Below are 16,849 nucleotides of genomic sequence, written 5' to 3'. Positions count from 1 at the left end.
GATTTCCTTAACGCATCAAGTGAGCGAGGGTTTGATCGTTGATGTCGGAGCTGGCAGACAGGCCTTCGCGCACGCCGGCGATGTCTTCGGCGCTGCGGTTCTGGCTGAGCTTGCGCTTGCCTTCGAGGCGGTCGATCGGAATGGCGAACCCGACGATGGCCTTGAGCATGCCGTCGATGTAATCGGCCGGGGCATCGTCAACCGACCAGGGCTGGGCGCGGCCGGCCTCATGGCGATTGGTGAGGGTGCTGACGATGTCCAGCAGGCGACCACCGTCGCTGAAGGTTTCGGCGTGACCGTAGGCGTGCACGGCGACGTAGTTCCAGGTCGGCACGACTTTGCCGTGCTCGGCCTTGCTCGGGTAAAAGCCCGGGCTGACGTAGGCATCGGCACCGGGGAAAATCAGCAGGGCCTCGGCGCCGTCGCGCAGGTCTTTCCACTGCGGATTGGCCTTGGCCAGATGCCCGTACAGCGTGCCGTTCGGACCTTGTTCGCGATGCAGCAACACCGGCACATGACTGGCCTGCAAGCCTTGTTCGCCGTGGGTCACCAGAATGGCGAGGCGGGTGGCGAGGATCAGTTCGTGCAGTTGGGACAAGTCGTCGATGGCAAAGGCGCGGGGTGTGTACATGGAGAAAATTTCCTTGGCGAATGCCTGCATCGTAGGCAGGCTATTGGTCTGTTGTAAGAGCCATTGATGACCAATTTCATAGGTCCATTGTCATGCCCGATTCGACCACGCTGTCGCTGCCGTTCAACCCTGCCGGTATCGAACTCGACCGCCGCAAAGGCTTGAGCCGCCAGCTCTACCAGGCCTTGCGCCTGCGGGTACTCGACGGGCGCCTGGCCAGCGGCACGCGGTTGCCGGCGAGCCGCGATCTGGCGGCAGCGTTGGGGATTTCCCGCAACAGCGTGGTACGTGCCTACGATCAGCTGTATGCCGAAGGTTTCATCGAAGGCCGGGTCGGGGACGGCACTTATGTGGCGCAGTTGCCGCAATCGCTGGCGCCCGCGAAAAAACTATCCACAAAAGTATCCACAGGGTTTTCAACAAGCTTACCCACAGTCTTATCCACAATTTCGGCCAATTCCACTGGGAATTTATCCAGCAAAGTTATCCACAGCGGTGCATTGCAGCGGCTTGAGCAGAATCATTTACCGACGCCACCAAGCGGTCCGCCGCGAGCATTTCGGGTCGGTGTTCCGGCCTTCGATCTGTTCCCGTTCGACGTCTGGGCCAAGCTGAACGCGGCGTTCTGGCGCAAACCCGATTTGCAGCAACTGTGTTACGGCGATCCGGCAGGCGATGCGCGCCTGCGCGGTCTGATTGCCGCTTATTTGCGCAGTTCGCGCGGCATGCAGTGCTCGGCTGAGCAAATTGTGATCACCAGTGGCGCGCAACAGGGAATCAGCCTTTGTGCACAGTTGCTGGTGGAGCCGGGCGCCGGGGTCGGTATCGAGAATCCCGGCTACCGCGCAGCCGGTCATGCCTTTGCGCTGGCCGGTGGTCGATTGCAAGGTATTGCCGTGGACGAAGAGGGTATCGACTGCGCGGCACTGGCGGCCGCCGAAGATTGCCGAGTGGCTTATGTCACGCCGTCTCATCAGTACCCGACGGGGGTGGTGATGAGTCTGGCGCGACGCCTGGAACTGCTGGCCTGGGCCGAGCGCACCGGCGGCTGGATCGTCGAGGACGACTACGACGGCGAGTATCGCTACACCGGCGCGCCCTTGGCCCCGCTGGCTGCGCTCGACCGCCAGGGTCGCGTGTTGTACGTCGGCACTTTCGGCAAAGTTGCGTTCCCGGCGCTGCGCCTGGGGTATCTGGTGTTGCCGCCGGGACTGGTGGAAGCCTTTGCGCAGCGGCGGGCGGTGGATGTCCGGCATTCCGAAGTGAGCACTCAAGCGGTGATGGCCGAGTTCATGGCAGCCGGGCATTTCCAGCGGCACATCCGACGGATGCGCCGGGCAGCGCTGAGCCGGCGCAACACTTTGATCAACGGTTGGCCGCTAGGCCTGGCGGGTGTCGGCGAACTGCCGGCGGTGTCGGCCGGACTGCATCTCACCGTGGCGGTCGACAGCGTGGCCCGCGAACAACAACTGATCGAACAGGCCGCCAGCGTGGAGGTGGAGATCCATGGCCTGAGCAAATACTGGCTGCCGGATTCGACGACGCCGCTCGATCAGCGTGCCGGCCTGGTGCTGGGTTTTGCGGCGGTGCCGGAGCCGGCGATCGAGTCGGCTCTGGTCCGTTTGCATGAAGTGTGGCGCCGTTATTCGTCTTTCGGTTGAGGCTCCGGCTCCGGCTCCGGCTGTGGTTTGAGGAACAGATCGCGTACCTGCGGATCGACAATACGCCGTAGTGCATTATCGACGGCATCGAAGGTGCTCAGTGTCTGACGGGATTTTTCATCGAGCGTCTGCAGATAGGCATCGGCCGGTTTCAGATGGGCGATGGTGTACTGCTCATCGGCATCCTTGAGCTGGTCGTAGTGGAAATGCGCCACCCACAACGGCTTGTCCGCCCGGGACTTGTCGAGAATTCGATACTCCTGGAAGTAGTCTCCGCGATGGCGGGTGCGAATACGACCGCGTGGATCCTTGCTGACCTTGAGCTGCCCATGGTCGTGCAGCCAAAGGAAGTAGGCTTCCCGAGGTTTGCGTTGTTTAAGCATGGCCGCATAGGCCGCAATACCTTCAGCGTGGGTGCGGGTGGCAGCTTCGCGCAGATCGCCGCTCAACGAAGTGACGGGCCACGGATCCTTTTTCGCGTTTTTTCTGCGGATGATCGCTTCGTCGACATCGCTGGCCGCTTTTTTGAGGCGTTCGACCTGCTGCTCGAACATGTCGCGGATGTCTGCGGGAATACGCCCTGGCCGCCTGGCGTCCTCGCGGGTCTTGCGGTTGAAACGGTCGATGTCTGCTGCAAGCTGCATGGCTGATGAAATAAGGTCTTCGTCATCGGCAGGCGCTTTCGGTTCGGGCCGTTGGGTGGAAAATTTGACGAATGCGGTCTCGCTGTCGGCGTCGCCTTCCGGGGCGGTCGAAGCCTGTTCGTCCACCTCAGGGCGTGGACGACTCTTGGTGATTTTCACTTTGGACTGCGATGTGGACGGCTGCGGCCGGGACTTGACGGGCGTCGGTCGCTCTTGCGGTTCGGGCAACTCCGTGGTCAGGCGCTCGCGGGCGACCGCACGGAATTCGCCGATCAGTTCGCGGATCCTGTCGAGCCTTGCCTGGACGAACTGACCGGGGTGCTCGGCGGGCAGCTGTTCGACGCGTTCTCCGAGACTGGCGAACAGGTCGTTCCATCGCGACAAACGTTCGATACGTGCCGGCTGCCCATCCGCCGCCACCTCTGTTTTGCTCAGCAGGCTCAACTCATGAGCAGCGTCGGCAGCGGTGGCCGTAATGATCCCGATCGCGACGCGGGCTTCATTCATGGCGGCCCCCGGTTGCTCCACGACACAGCGTTCGTAGGACATGCCGATTTCATTGGCTTTCAGGTCCAGCGGGGTGAAGTCCGGCAGTAGAAGCTCCAGCTTCTCTGCCACCTTCCGGGCCTTGCTCGAATGGCCGCTCAAGACTTGCAGTGAGTGATCCAGCGTCTCCAGGTTGACAATCATTTGATCGCTCAACGCGGTGGCGACGGTGGCGATCTCGATCTGTTGCTTGCGCGGTAGCGGTGTCCGGTGGTTCACACTGTCGACGAATATCTGTGTGGTTTTGGCGTAGATCCGCATCTTCACCCGCAGCCAGGAGCCAAAGCAGCGATGCTGACCCAGGGTCAGCGTCATCAGTTTGGCCTGATGCAGTGAACCGCCGCCTCCTGACTGGCGCCAGAGTTCGAGTTGGGCCAGGGCCTGGGTGTAGTCGTTGCCCAGTTTCGTGGCCCTGTCCAGATAAGTGGAAGCGGCGCGTTCAAATCCGGCCTCGCTGGTATCTTTTGGAAGGGATACCAGCGCTTGCAGAAGTCGTGTTTTTTCCTGGGTTTCACGCGCTTCGAATTGCTCCAGCTTGGTCCAGGCGGCGTCCATCGTCTGCTTTTTGGAGCGACGGAAGGCCTCGATCCGGCTTTTCGGCATGCCCCCGCGCAAGCGCAACTTCGGATCCCAGTGCCATTGTCCGGTTGTCTCGTCATATTTCACGGCCATGCCGATATGCAGCGGATCGACCGGATCGACAAGGTGCACCGGCTCGTCTTTTTCGGCGCTGACCTGGAACCAGCGCGTGCCGACCTGGACGCAGGTCTTGCCCTTCAGGGTGTACAGATGAGTGTGCGGCGAGGGTTGTTTGCCGATCAAGTCAGGTTTGGGGATCTGGAACCGGTCGAGCATCTTGATGAAGCGTGTGCTGTTGTCCGGTCGCAGCAGTGCCCCCTGTTCGATTTGAGTGAGATGTGCGGCAGGCACTTCTCCGATAAGGGGTGTTGGATCGAGTGTGACGGATGGCGTGGCCTCTTCCGGGGCGGGTTCTGTTTTCTGCGCAGGCAATCGGACGGCTTCGTCCTGCTGTTTCAGGCGCGGCAGCCACGAATGATTGCGTCGCGCCACGACGTGCTGGGTCAGGATGATGCCGAGCGTCAGCAGCACATCGCCGGTGGATTTCCAGGCCACCACGGTGTCGTCACGTTCATGGGCATCGATCGCCTGCTGGATCTGCGTGATGGTCTGCCAGACCCAGACGGCGGTGCCCGCCGCGCCGCTCATGAAGTTTGCGGCGACATTGAAGGCTGCCCAGCCACTGTCCGTCAGAAGCGCCCAGCGGCGCTCGCTGTTGGACTGTGACTGGCGGTTCGCAAGTTCAACCAGCGCCTGACTGTTCGCCGCGTACAGCGACGCGAGAATGTCCCCGTGGAGTGGTGCGTTCTCCAGTTCGATCGGACCGGTCAGGTCGAGGTGCATGAAGGGTTCGGTGCCCAGTTGGGTGATGATCCATGGCGAGGGCAGACCGACCGGGAAGGCGTACTGCGAGTACTCGAAGCTCCGCGCCGCGTTGTCCAGCCAGGCCAGTACCGAGCTGCGCAATTCGCCATCCTGATAAAGCGCATACATAAGGTTCTGCAAAGACGCGAACTGCATCAATGGCGTGTCCAGCAGCGGACGGTATAGCAGGCAAGGTCCCTGGGTGTGTACGCGCGGGCAAATGATGAACATGTTGGTGACTACGTCCGAACGCCGGCTCAAACGGCGGCGAGGGACAAACGCCAGAGGACGGATGGTGACCGGATGTTCGGGTGTCGGCAGTTTGCGGGTGATGGCATCCATCAATTGGCAGACATACGCATAACCGTGTTCATCGACGCCGCCCTGCTGCTTGAGTTTGCACTCCAGCGCCAGCAGCGGCAGAAGCGTCGGCAATTGGCGCAGGTAGCGGGTCTTTTGCGCAGCCGAACGGATCGGGTCATCAATCAACGCGCGTTTGATCACTTGCGGGTAGTGACCGCCGATGTCGACCTTTTGCGCGATGCCGCTCAGAAAATCCACAGTCAGCCAGGCAGGCACGGCCCGGCCATTGTCGAAGGCGATTGTGGCTTGATAGGGCGGAGCGTTTTGCAGGGCGAATTCGCCCAGGGTTTCGTGAGTCCGGTCAAACGGGTTGGGCAGCGTGAAGCCGCCGGTTTCGAAGCTGTGGGTGACGATGATGCGCAAGTGTTCAAAAGGCAGGTCGGCAGCTCCGGTGGCGCTTTTGTCGGCGATGATCGCTTCGCGCATCCGGCGTTCGGCATAGGGTTCGATCAGCGGGATGTCGTCTTCCTTGAACACGCCATTCTCGGATTCGTTGCGCAAGGTTCCGAGCTCGGCAATGTAGCGACTGTAGTCTTGCAGATCATCAGCAGAGCCGGCTTGCAACCAGTCGGGAATGACCTCTTCCAGTTTGTCGAGACGGGCTCGCTCGAGCGAACTGAAACGTGCACGGCTTTGTCGCGCGGAACCGGCGCGGGCACTGATCGACGGGCTGGCGGGATCCAGCGCCTCGATGGCTTCGAGCTGATTGCTGATCAGCGCTTGTGCCACGGCATCGAAAATATTCCCTTCAGGCTCGATCAGGCGCCATTTCAGTGAGCGACCGGCCAGCTCCGGGGCGATCCGCTGCGGGAGCGTTTCACCCAGCTCGGTCAGTGAATCGAATGACTCATAGCCATCGGCAACGGTGTACATCAAGACGCGTTGCCGCTGTTTGACGGTCGCGGTCAGCACCAGCGCGCCGGCGATGATCAGGTGTGTGCTGTCGTCGCCTTCGACCAGGTCGATATCCATCAGGCAGGCCTTGAGCCCGACGTAATCGCTGTTCACGCCCGATCGTCCGGCCCGGTCCGGGTGCTGCGCGACAAATCGTGCCAGTGCGCAATCGTCGGCGCCCCAGCCGCTGGCCGTCTGCACATTCGCAGCCGAACACAAAAGATCGGACAGCTCTTGCCAGCGTGGCCGGCTGCCGGGCGATTCGTTCCAGTAATCAAGCTGGCGCTGCTGGTATTCGAGGAACAGAAACGGGGCGTGATCGTTCATCAGCGAAGTGATGTCGTCCATGCTCACCGGCAGGAGAATCGGCGGGACGGCTTCGGGTGATCGGGTCAGGAAGTGCTCCCCGTCAAGATAATCAGCCTTGGTCTTGTGCAGGCAGTGCTGGATAAAGGCGTGAGTCAGGGACTCGTAGGCGAAGGCTCTGGAGGGGCTCTGCAAGGGATCGGATTCGCGCAGGGGCGTCGCAAGCAGGGTTCGATCCGGATCGATGTGTTGCTCGGGATGGTTTTTGCTCAGCGCTTCGCGCAATAACGCCGAGGCGACCTGATGCAGCGAGTAACCCTGGCCGATCAGTTCAGCCAGCAGGCTCTGTTTCAACAGGGGGGGGGAAACACTGGGTACAACGATGGCGGGAGATTCTGTCATGGTCATGTCCATGGGAAAAATCCGGACACTAGAACCTCGGTCGCGATGCAGTGGGGTACATAAATCTTGCAGGCAAAAAAAGACCCGCGAAGGCGGGTCTTGTCGGGTCATTGCGCTTCAAGTACCGGACTTGATCCTGGTCCATGCGCGGGTGCGAGCCCGTTCCGCATCGCGGGGCAACGGTTGCAGGGTGTAGAGCGTGTTCATCGCCGCATCGGTCGGGTACAGATTCGGATTGTTGCGAATTGCCGGATCGACCTGCGCGGTAGCGTCCTTGTTCGGGTTCGGATAGCCGACAAAATCGCTGACCGGCGCAATCACCTGCGGTTGCAGCAGGTAGTTGATGAAGGTGTAGGCGTCCTGGGGATTCTTCGCGCCTTTCGGGATCGCGAGCATGTCGAACCAGATCGGCGCCCCTTCCTTCGGCAGGCGCATGTCGACCACCACGCCGTTCTTCGCTTCCCTGGCGCGGTTGGCGGCTTGCGAGAAGCTGCCTGAATAACCGACCGCGACGCAGATGTCACCGTTGGCGATATCGGCCATGTACTTGGACGAATGGAAGTAGGTCACATATGGACGGATCTTCATCAGCAGCGCTTCAGCCTTGGCGTAGTCCGCCGGGTTCTTGCTGTTGGGATCCAGGCCAAGGTGTTGCAGGGCCAGCGGCAGGATCTCCGACGGCGAATCGAGCAGGGCCACGCCGCACTGCTTGAGCTTGCTGATGTTCTCTTCCTTGAAAATCAGGTCCCAGCTGTCCACCGGCGCGTTGTCGCCCAGCGCCGCCTTGACCTTGGCCGGGTTGAAGCCGATCAGGATGGTGCCGTACATGTACGGCACGGCGAACTGGTTGCCCGGATCGTTGGCCTCGATCAGCTTCATCAGTTTCGGGTCGAGGTGGTTCCAGTTCGGCAACTGGCTGCGATCCAGCGGTTGGAACACCCCGGCCTCGATTTGCTTGGCGAGGAACACGTTGGACGGGACCACCACGTCATAGCCGGAGTTGCCGGTCAGCAGCTTGGCCTCCAGCGCTTCGTTGGTGTCGAAGATGTCGTAGACCAGTCTGGTCTGGCTGTTCTGCGCCTTGAAATCTTCCAGTGCCTTGGGGGTGATGTAGTCGAACCAGTTGTAGACGCGCAGGGTGCGTTCATCCGCGTGTGCGGCGCCGCTCAGCAGCGCCGCGCACAACGCTGGCGCGATGAGGTGCTTGATTCTGCTCATTGTTCGAAACCTTCGAGCACGTTCACCGCGTTGATGCCGATTTCTTCCACCGCGTAGCCACCTTCCATGACGAACAGGGTCGGTTTGCCGAGGGCCGCGATGCGCTTGCCCATCGCCAGGTAATCCGGGCTGTCGAGTTTGAACTGGGAGATCGGGTCGTCCTTGAAGGTGTCGACGCCCAGCGACACGACGATGATATCCGCGCCGTAGTTGTCGATCTCCTGGCAGGCTTGATCCAGCGCCGCACTCCAGACATCCCAGCCGGAACCGGCCGGCAGCGGATAGTTGAAGTTGAAGCCTTCACCGGCGCCTTCGCCGCGTTCATCCTCGTAGCCGAGGAAGAACGGGAATTCCGCTTCCGGGTGGCCGTGGATCGAGGTGAACAGCACGTCGCTGCGCTCGTAGAAAATTGACTGGGTGCCGTTGCCGTGGTGGTAGTCGACGTCGAGGATCGCGACCTTCTTGTGGCCCTGATCGAGGAATGCCTGCGCGGCGATGGCGGCGTTGTTGAGGTAGCAATAACCGCCCATCAAGTCGCCGGCAGCGTGGTGTCCCGGTGGACGGCACAGGGCGAAGGCACCCCGGGCGCCACGCTGGATTTCCGCTTGTGCGGTCAGCGCCACCTGCGCCGCGCTGTACGCCGCTTGCCAGGTGCCGGCGGTGATCGGCGCGCCGCCGTCGAAGCTGTAATAACCGAGCTGGCCGTGCAGGCTGGTCGGCTTGACCTGACGCAAGGTGCGCGCCGGCCAGGTGTAGGGCAGCAAGTCGCCGTCGGTGTTGAATTCGGTCCAGCGCGCCCAGGCACCTTTGAAGAAGTCGAGGTAGTCGCGGCTGTGGATGCGCTCGATCGGCCCGAGGCCGAAATCCTTCGGCGCCTCGACCGGGCCGAGGTTTTGGTTTTTCACCCGCTGCAGCACGTGGTCGGCGCGCGACGGCATCTCGAAGCAAGGCTTGAGTTGCCCGTCGATCAATTCGCAACGGCCATGGTGCAGGTGGTGATCGTCAGAGTAGATCGTCAGCATTTGTTGTTCTCCGCAGGGGCTGATTCGGTTGGCTCCAGTGTTGCGGCGTGGAGCGAATCGGAGAACGGCCAGAGAGGCCAAAAGGGGATCGATGTGGCCAAAAATACTGACCTGATATCGCCCCTCGACGGTTTAACCGTGTGGTCGGAACTGACTCGGCGCCACGCCGCTCCAGCGCACGAAGGCATGGCGGAAGCTCGCGGTCTCGCTGAAGCCCAGGGTTTCGGCGATGCGGTAGATCGGCAACTGATCCTCGCAAAGCATCTGCTTGGCCCGCTCGAAACGCAGTTCGTCGAGCAGCTCCTGGTAGCTGCAACCCATGTCCTTCAGATGCCGGCGCAAGGTACGCGGCGAGCAGTTCATCTGCTGCGCCAAACCTTCCAGCCCCGGTGCGGCGTTGAGCTGAGCGCTGAGCAACTGGCGGATTCGCCCCAGCCACGCCTGACGGCCGGTGAACTCGGTGTTCTGCTTGCGGCAGCGTTCGGCCATGGCCTGGTGGGTGATGATGTCAGCCAGCGGCAGCGGCTGATCGAGCCAGCGCCGGTCGAAGGCGAAGGCATTGTCCTTGGCGCCAAAGTGCAGCGGCGCCTTGAAGAGTTCGGCGTAGCTGTCGCGGTAATCCGGCGCGGTGTGTTCAAAGCGGGTGGCCAGCAATGGCAGCGGATGGCCGAGCAGGTCGTCGCAGATGACTTTCAGCGACACCAGACAGAATTCGGCATTGAACACCGCCATCGCCGGGCTTTCGCGGTAATCGGCAGCGACGAACCAGACGCGCTCGCCGTCGTCCTCCAGGCTCAGTTCGAAAAGTGTTCCCAGCAGCGCCGGATACCGGATCGCCAGGCGCAAAGCGTCACCGAAGGTGGCACAGGTCAGCAGCGCGTAACCGAGGATGCCGTAGCAGGAAACGTGCATGCGCCGGCCCAGTTCCAGACCGATGTCATGCTTGAGCGCGACTGCATTGGCGCAGACCTGCATCTCCTGGTTGGTGGTGATGCGAGTGTCGGCCCGGCTCAGATCCGCCGCGCTGATGCCGCTGCCGGCCAGCAGCGCTTCGCTGGACAGGCCCTGATCCCTGAAGGTGTTGAGCACCAGGGAGACAGCGTTGAGGGTGGTGAGGTGGGAGTGGAGCATGGGGCAATCCGGGCTGAAAAGAACTGTATTAGTGCAAGTTGCGTGCCGGGCAATTTGGGTTTGGCGAGAGCGCCGGATGATAGTTGGTTTAAGTTTTTTACGTGGAGTTTTAATATTTCGTAAATGTTCACAGCGGAAATATTCTGAGTTGTTGGATTAAAAATATAAAGTCAGAGCTGGGGGCTTCAATTTACATGCTTGATTGTGAGCTAACCACTGTCAGAAATTACAGGTCGGATCTATAAATACGACCGCTTGTCGGTTAATTTAAATTCTCGAATTCTATTTGACATGAATTTTTTTGACTTCTATTGTGAAAGTTGTCGCCCCGCCCGAAGTCAGCAGTTGGAATGCGACCATTTTTGATTCGCTGGAAAGCAAAGGAGATTGAAATGAGCAAGAAAGCAGACTTTGACGACATCATTGCCGATAAATTTAAAGGTTTGAAAATGGGTCCGGCCGAGGGGAGTATGAAGGTAAGGATTAATGGTCTGGAAAAAGTATTTAGTACGACTAAGGGTTCCAACCATGAGAGCAGCATGTTTATCATTTACAAGTATGAAGACATAAAGATCAATATTTTCTGCATTAAGGAATATGGTGTAGAAATACCCTTTGATATCTGGAGTGACACCGTTCTGCAATTTGTAACGCCTGAAGGTATTCAGTATCCAAGTGAAGGCGGTGTGACCCTATATGAGGGTACAGAACCTAATTCATATCATGGGGTTTTTCATGCGAAAATTGCGGAGGGATCGACAAGCCTGGATGAAGGGGTTTTTGATGTAGTATTCCCTCAATGAGTAGTATGGAAAGGTGGGTACTTTTGGAGTGTGATCAGAAGGGTAACTCCAAACTCACGCTAGGAGGATTTGCATTTACGTAAGATTGATTGTTTTAAAACCTTCCTGCAGAAGTTCTGCAGGAAGGTCAATTGATGTTAAAAAATTGTATTTACAGCCCTGATCAGATGAGTTCGCCGCACAGATCGAGTTCGACCAGTCGCCGCACTTCAGCTGTCTCAAGACTCGCACCAAGCAATCCGTTCAACTTGCCGAACGCTGCCTCGCGAGTCATCCCGCCACCAGACAACACGCCAACACCACGCAAGCGGCTGCCCGCTTCGTAGACATCCAGCTCCACGCCGCCTTCATGGCACTGCGTGACCGCAACCACGACCACGCCGTTGTCCCGCGCCCGGCCGAGGCTGGCGAGGAATTGCGGGTTATCGCTCGGCCCGGTGCCGCTGCCGTAGCATTCCAGCACCAGACCCTGAATGCCGTTGTCGAGCAGGCCGTCGATGATCTCGGCGCCAATGCCTGGGAACAGCGGCAACACCGCAACCTTGGGCAGTTGCTTCGGTTGGTTGTAGTTCAGCGCGGCCGGCAAGGAAGTGGCTTTCACGCCGCCGCCCTGACGCTCCAGGCGTTTGAACGGATGACGGCCGAAGCTGCGCACTTTCGCGCAGCGGGTCGGGGCCAGCAGTTCGCCGTGGAAATACAGATGCACGCCCGGCGCCAGGCCGTGGCCGAGGGCGACCAGTGCGCCGCTGAGGTTTTCCCAGGCGTCGCTGTCGGTGACGCCGGCCGGCAGCATCGAACCGGTGAAGCACACGCGGGCATGCAGGCCGAGCAATTGGAAGCTCATGGCGGCGGCGCTGTAGGCCAGGGTGTCGGTGCCGTGCAGGATCAGTACGCTGTCGCAGCCTTGCACATCGACGGCGTCGACCACCGCTTCTCGCAGTTGCTGCCAGTAGGCCGGGGTCATGTTGGCGCTGTCGATCAGCGGCGACATCTCGCGAAAGCGCCACTGCGGCACCACCAGCTCAGGCTGGCTGTGCAGGTAATCGCGCATCCGCGCTTCGAAACCGGACGCTGGGGCCAGGCCATTGGCGCTGGCCTGCATGCCGATGGTGCCACCGGTGTACAGCACCATGACGTGCTGGGCGGCAGGGTAGGTCGAGGAATTCATGGGGAGTTCTCCTGAACGAGGACAGCATGCGGTCGAGCATGACGCCGACCGCTGCTTGTGTCACGCCGGGCGCAAGAACTGCGCCCGGTTTTTACCCGATCAGCGTTGCGCTGCGGGGATGCCTTGCGGCTGAGCGTTGGCCTGGGTGTCGGCCGACGGGTTGGCGGGCCAGGCCTTCAGGTCCAGATCCAGGTCGCTGAACTTGCTGGAGTCGAACACCGGCTGGTCGACGCCTGCGCTGCGCTGCGCATCGTAGTCGCGCATCACGCGCATGCCGACCTTGAACAGCAGGGCCAGGGCCATCAGGTTGACGAAGGCCAGGCAGGTCATGGTGATGTCGGCGAAGGCGAACACGGTCGACAGGTCCTGCATCGAGCCCCAGACCACCAGCGCCAGCACCAGGCCGCGGAACGTCATCAGTGCAGCGCGGTTGCGGGTGAGGAACTGCAGGCTGTTTTCGCCCAGGTAGTAGTTGTAGAGGATGCAAGTGAAGACGAACAGCGACAGTGCGACGCTGACGAACATGCGGCCCCAGTCACCGACCACGGCGGCCAGCGAGTTCTGGGTCAGGACGATGCCGTCACCTTCGAAGCCCGGGGTGTAGAAGCCCGACAGCAGGATCAGCAGCGCGGTGCAGGTGCAGATCACGAAGGTGTCGAGGAACACGCTGAACGCCTGAACCACGCCCTGAGCACCCGGGTGCTTCACGGCGGCCACGGCGGCGACGTTCGGCGCACTGCCCAGGCCCGCTTCGTTGGCGAACACGCCACGCTTCACGCCCATCACGATCGCGCTGCCGAGCAGGCCGCCGAAAGCCGGGTCGAGACCGAAGGCGCTTTTGAAGATGGTCACCAGCATGGCTGGCACGTGTTCGATCTGGGTGCCGATCACGTACAGGGTCACGCCGATGTAGGCCAGGGTCTTGATCGGCACCAGCAGGTCGGACACCGAAGCGATGCGCTTGATGCCACCGATGAAGGTAATGGCCAGCAGCACCGCCAGGACGATGCCGGTGTGTTGCGGGTCGAAGGCAAAAGCGTTCTGCAGCGAGTGGGTCACGGTGTAGGACTGCAGGCCGATGAAGGCGAAGCCGTAAGTGACCAGCAGCAGGATCGAGAACACCACCGCCATGCCTTTGAGCTTCAGGCCGTGCTGGATGTAGTAAGCCGGGCCGCCACGGTACAAACCGTCGCCATCGGCGCGCTTGTAGACCTGGGCCAGCGTACATTCGAAGAAGCTGCTGGACATGCCGACCAGTGCGGTCACCCACATCCAGAACACCGCACCCGGACCACCCAGGGTTACGGCGATGCCGACACCGGCGATGTTGCCTGCACCGACGCGGCCGGCGAGGCTGAGCATCAGGGCCTGAAACGAGCTGAGTTGCCCGGCGCTGCCCTTGAGGCTGTCGCGGAACACCGCGAACATGTGGAAGAAGTGGCGCAATTGAACGAAACGCGAGCGAATCGTGAAGTAGCTACCGAGCCCGACAATGAGCACGATCAGTACTTTCCCTGAGAGGAAGTCGTTGATGACTTCGAGCATGGATTTTTCCTCGCTGTTTATTGTTTAAGCAAATGCTGGATGGTCAGAAACATCGCGTTACACCGGTGTGCGCGCGGCACAACGGGCGAGGCGAGGGTTCGTCCCGGATCCATATCGCGGGTTTGTTATTAGTTCGGGTTTCGCATGGGTTATGGCCTCGTTACCGACGACCGCTCACGCGAAGAGGGGCGGCACTATACCGATCAGTGCGGCGCCCGTCTGCACGGTTGTGGTGCAAGCGACGAAACGAAGCTTTGAAACACCCGACGTTACCGGCGTCGGGCTTGTCTGGGAGCCGGTTTGCAGCCAGCTTCCATACATACGGTTCTCAGGTTCAAACAGTTAAAAAAAAGGGCTCGGGGAATCATCCCCAAGCCCTCAAAAGGTGAGAGGTGTCTAGTCCCTCGACCTGGTGAGCGGTGCTACAAGTCACGCGTCGGCTCAGGCTTTGAGCGGAACCAGACGCGGAGCAATCATGTTTTCCGGGCGCAGGATGTCGGCGAGCATGGCTTCGTCGAGCAGACCTTCTTCGCGCACCAGTTCCAGCACGCCGCGGCCGCTTTCAAGGGCGATACGGGCGATGCGGGTGGCGTTTTTGTAGCCGATGTACGGGTTCAGTGCGGTGACCAGACCGATCGAGTGTTCGACCAGTTCGCGGCAGCGCGCTTCGTTGGCGGTGATGCCGACGATGCAGTGCTCGCGCAGCATGTCCATGGCGCGTTGCAGCAGGCGGATCGAGTCGAGGATCTTGAAGGCGATCAGTGGCTCCATCACGTTCAGTTGCAGCTGGCCGCCTTCGGCTGCCATGGTCAGCGCCAGATCGTTACCGATGACCTGGAATGCCACCTGGTTCACGGCTTCCGGGATCACCGGGTTGACCTTGCCTGGCATGATCGAGCTGCCTGGCTGACGCGCCGGCAGGTTGATTTCGTTGATGCCGGTGCGCGGGCCGCTGGACAGCAGGCGCAGGTCGTTGCAGATCTTCGACAGCTTGACCGCGGTGCGCTTGAGCATGCCGGAGAACAGCACAAAGGCGCCCATGTCGGAGGTGGCTTCGATCAGGTCGGCGGCTGGAACCAGCGGTTGACCGCTGATCAGCGCCAGACGCTGTACGGCCAGGGCCTGGTAGCGCGGGTCGGCGTTGATGCCGGTGCCGATCGCGGTGCCGCCCAGGTTCACTTCGGTCAGCAGCTCCGGGGCCAGCGTCTTCAGACGGGCCAGGTCTTCGCCCATGGTGGTGGCGAAAGCACGGAATTCCTGACCCAGGGTCATCGGCACGGCGTCTTGCAGCTGGGTACGACCCATCTTCAGGACGTGGTTGAATTCTTCACCCTTGGCCGCAAACGCCTGAATCAGGCTGTCGAGGCTGGCCAGCAGTGCGTCGTGACCCAGCAGCAGACCCAGGCGGATCGCGGTCGGGTAGGCGTCGTTGGTCGACTGCGCCATGTTCACGTCGTCGTTCGGGTGCAGGTACTGGTATTCGCCTTTCTGGTGACCCATCGCTTCAAGAGCAATGTTGGCGATCACTTCGTTGGCGTTCATGTTGGTGGAGGTACCGGCGCCACCTTGAATCATGTCGACCACGAACTCTTCGTGGAAATCGCCGCGGATCAGACGGGCACAGGCTTCGCTGATGGCAGCGTGCTTGGCTTCGCTCAGGTGACCCAGCTCGCGGTTGGCGTCAGCAGCGGCCTGTTTGACCATTGCCAGACCGACAACCAGCTTCGGGTAGTGCGAAATCGGAACGCCCGAGAGACGGAAGTTGTTCACCGCTCGCAGGGTCTGGATGCCGTAATACGCTTGAGCAGGGACTTCGAGGGTGCCAAGCAGGTCGTTTTCTGTGCGGAATGATGCAGCGGAGGACATGATAGAAATCATCTCGATAGGGACCCGGTCTGTGCCGGAACGCTGCGAATGCTAGGCTTGTGGGAATTTTTGGGCCAATGCTGTTAAACACTGCCCTATGCACATTCGGCATAATGCCCGTGTGACGCCGCGTGCGCGGCAGACGTGTGACCTGTTTTGGTGCGTGTCCGGGAGGACGTGATGAATCTGGAAAGCAAATGGCTCGAGGACTTCAGTGCTCTGGCCGCCACCCGCAGCTTCTCGCAGGCGGCCGAACGGCGCTTCGTGACCCAGCCGGCCTTCAGCCGGCGGATCCGCAGCCTGGAAGCGGCGCTCGGGCTGACGCTGGTCAACCGCTCGCGCACGCCGATCGAGCTGACGGCGGCGGGGCAATTGTTCCTGGTAACCGCGCGCACCGTGGTCGAACAGCTCGGTGAAGTGCTGCGCCACCTTCATCACTTGGAAGGCGGGCAGGGCGAAGTGATCCAGGTCGCAGCGGCGCACTCGCTGGCACTCGGTTTCTTCCCGCGCTGGATTGCGCAACTGCGCAATGAAGGCCTGAACATCGCCACCCGGCTGGTCGCGACCAACGTCGGCGACGCGGTGCACGCGCTGCGTGAAGGTGGCTGCGATCTGATGCTGGCGTTCTACGACCCGGACGCGGCGATGCAGATGGACCCGGAAATCTTCCCGTCGCTGCACCTGGGCCAGACCGAGATGCTGCCGGTGTGTGCGGCGGATGCCAATGGCAAACCGCTGTTCGATCTGGAAGGCGAGGGCAGTGTGCCGTTGCTGGCGTACAGCGCCGGGGCGTTTCTCGGGCGCTCGGTGAATGGCTTGCTGCGCCAGCGTCAGCTGCGCTTCACCACGATTTATGAAACCGCCATGGCCGACAGCCTGAAAAGCATGGCGCTGGAAGGCCTTGGTATCGCCTGGGTTCCGCAACTGAGCGTGCGGGCCGAACTGGCCCGGGGCGAACTGGTGGTCTGCGGCGGTGCGCAATGGCATGTGCCGCTGGAGATTCGCCTGTACCGCTGCGCGCTGGTGCGCAAGGCCAATGTGCGGTTGTTGTGGCGCAAGCTGGAAGGCGGGGCGGCGCAAGTCCGGCCGGTGCGTGAAACATGTCCCGGTCACTGACCTTCGAGTCAATAAAACCGGGCTTTTGCGGCAGATGACAGATGGTCGCAACGGGGGCTGTTTATTGCTTTCTTTGCGGTATACTGCGCG

11 protein-coding genes are annotated in these 16,849 nt (G+C 60.9%); 3 read left to right on the top strand and 8 right to left on the bottom strand.

Annotated elements, in window-relative coordinates; all coding sequences use genetic code 11:
• Positions 1–7: 7 nt before the first annotated feature.
• On the bottom strand, positions 8–631 hold the full coding sequence (locus BMZ46_RS16615; RefSeq protein WP_074689903.1) for an FMN-binding negative transcriptional regulator: 624 nt from the start codon (positions 629–631) through the stop codon (positions 8–10).
• A gap of 92 nt (positions 632–723) precedes the next feature.
• Here BMZ46_RS16615 and BMZ46_RS16610 point away from each other — a divergent pair, with 92 nt between their 5' ends.
• On the top strand, positions 724–2,292 hold the full coding sequence (locus BMZ46_RS16610) for a MocR-like pyridoxine biosynthesis transcription factor PdxR (protein WP_074689905.1): 1,569 nt from the start codon (positions 724–726) through the stop codon (positions 2,290–2,292).
• Here the strand turns inward: BMZ46_RS16610 and BMZ46_RS16605 are convergent.
• The 4 genes from BMZ46_RS16605 to BMZ46_RS16590 all read right to left on the bottom strand — a co-directional run bounded on the left by BMZ46_RS16605 (position 2,274) and on the right by BMZ46_RS16590 (position 10,261).
• A complete protein-coding gene (locus BMZ46_RS16605) occupies positions 2,274–6,890 on the bottom strand; it encodes a dermonecrotic toxin domain-containing protein (RefSeq protein ID WP_074690209.1) in 4,617 nt (1,538 codons plus the stop codon). The genes BMZ46_RS16610 and BMZ46_RS16605 overlap by 19 nt on opposite strands.
• A 117-nt stretch (positions 6,891–7,007) precedes the next feature.
• Positions 7,008–8,108 (bottom strand): polyamine ABC transporter substrate-binding protein, encoded by a 1,101-nt coding sequence (locus tag BMZ46_RS16600; protein WP_074689907.1) that lies wholly within the window; start codon positions 8,106–8,108, stop codon positions 7,008–7,010.
• Positions 8,105–9,130 carry a histone deacetylase family protein gene (locus tag BMZ46_RS16595; protein WP_007954279.1) on the bottom strand — a complete coding sequence of 342 codons (1,026 nt, stop codon included), beginning with the start codon at positions 9,128–9,130 and terminating at the stop codon, positions 8,105–8,107. Before BMZ46_RS16595 ends, BMZ46_RS16600 begins: the two co-directional genes overlap by 4 nt.
• A gap of 132 nt (positions 9,131–9,262) precedes the next feature.
• Positions 9,263–10,261, bottom strand: coding sequence for an AraC family transcriptional regulator (locus BMZ46_RS16590; RefSeq protein WP_074689909.1), 999 nt, complete (start codon positions 10,259–10,261; stop codon positions 9,263–9,265).
• A 392-nt stretch (positions 10,262–10,653) separates the two neighbouring features.
• Between BMZ46_RS16590 and BMZ46_RS16585 the strand changes: the two genes are divergently transcribed.
• Entirely contained in the window at positions 10,654–11,064 is a 411-nt protein-coding gene (locus BMZ46_RS16585; RefSeq protein ID WP_074689911.1) for a hypothetical protein, read from the top strand.
• A 163-nt stretch (positions 11,065–11,227) separates the two neighbouring features.
• On the opposite strand, the gene BMZ46_RS16580 is transcribed toward BMZ46_RS16585, so the two are convergent.
• The 3 genes from BMZ46_RS16580 to aspA form a co-directional block, all read right to left on the bottom strand.
• Positions 11,228–12,232 (bottom strand): asparaginase, encoded by a 1,005-nt coding sequence (locus BMZ46_RS16580; RefSeq protein WP_074689913.1) that lies wholly within the window; start codon positions 12,230–12,232, stop codon positions 11,228–11,230.
• Positions 12,233–12,331: 99 nt separating this feature from the next.
• Positions 12,332–13,777: an alanine/glycine:cation symporter family protein gene (locus BMZ46_RS16575; RefSeq protein WP_074689915.1), complete on the bottom strand. Its 1,446-nt coding sequence runs from the start codon at positions 13,775–13,777 to the stop codon at positions 12,332–12,334.
• A gap of 441 nt (positions 13,778–14,218) precedes the next feature.
• Positions 14,219–15,643, bottom strand: coding sequence for an aspartate ammonia-lyase (aspA, locus tag BMZ46_RS16570; protein ID WP_039765095.1), 1,425 nt, complete (start codon positions 15,641–15,643; stop codon positions 14,219–14,221).
• Positions 15,644–15,823: 180 nt separating this feature from the next.
• Here aspA and BMZ46_RS16565 point away from each other — a divergent pair, with 180 nt between their 5' ends.
• Positions 15,824–16,759 (top strand): LysR substrate-binding domain-containing protein, encoded by a 936-nt coding sequence (locus BMZ46_RS16565; RefSeq protein ID WP_074689917.1) that lies wholly within the window; start codon positions 15,824–15,826, stop codon positions 16,757–16,759.
• Positions 16,760–16,849 lie beyond the last annotated feature (90 nt).

It is taken from the genome of Pseudomonas sp. NFIX49 (assembly GCF_900115915.1).
Classification (GTDB): Bacteria; Pseudomonadota; Gammaproteobacteria; order Pseudomonadales; family Pseudomonadaceae; genus Aquipseudomonas; species Aquipseudomonas pharyngis.
The sequence above is the reverse complement of the archived record's forward strand: the minus strand, read 5'-3'. Positions and strand labels throughout refer to the sequence as shown.

Excerpts from the sequence above, each read along its gene's own strand:
- BMZ46_RS16615 (WP_074689903.1), bottom strand. The coding sequence starts at position 631 with ATGTACACACCCCGCGCCTTTGCCATCGACGACTTGTCCCAACTGCAC.
- BMZ46_RS16610 (WP_074689905.1), top strand. The coding sequence starts at position 724 with ATGCCCGATTCGACCACGCTGTCGCTGCCGTTCAACCCTGCCGGTATC.
- BMZ46_RS16595 (WP_007954279.1), bottom strand. The coding sequence starts at position 9,130 with ATGCTGACGATCTACTCTGACGATCACCACCTGCACCATGGCCGTTGC.
- BMZ46_RS16605 (WP_074690209.1), bottom strand. The coding sequence starts at position 6,890 with ATGACAGAATCTCCCGCCATCGTTGTACCCAGTGTTTCCCCCCCCCTG.
- aspA (WP_039765095.1), bottom strand. The coding sequence starts at position 15,643 with ATGTCCTCCGCTGCATCATTCCGCACAGAAAACGACCTGCTTGGCACC.
- BMZ46_RS16585 (WP_074689911.1), top strand. The coding sequence starts at position 10,654 with ATGAGCAAGAAAGCAGACTTTGACGACATCATTGCCGATAAATTTAAA.
- BMZ46_RS16580 (WP_074689913.1), bottom strand. The coding sequence starts at position 12,232 with ATGAATTCCTCGACCTACCCTGCCGCCCAGCACGTCATGGTGCTGTAC.
- BMZ46_RS16565 (WP_074689917.1), top strand. The coding sequence starts at position 15,824 with ATGAATCTGGAAAGCAAATGGCTCGAGGACTTCAGTGCTCTGGCCGCC.
- BMZ46_RS16600 (WP_074689907.1), bottom strand. The coding sequence starts at position 8,108 with ATGAGCAGAATCAAGCACCTCATCGCGCCAGCGTTGTGCGCGGCGCTG.
- BMZ46_RS16590 (WP_074689909.1), bottom strand. The coding sequence starts at position 10,261 with ATGCTCCACTCCCACCTCACCACCCTCAACGCTGTCTCCCTGGTGCTC.
- BMZ46_RS16575 (WP_074689915.1), bottom strand. The coding sequence starts at position 13,777 with ATGCTCGAAGTCATCAACGACTTCCTCTCAGGGAAAGTACTGATCGTG.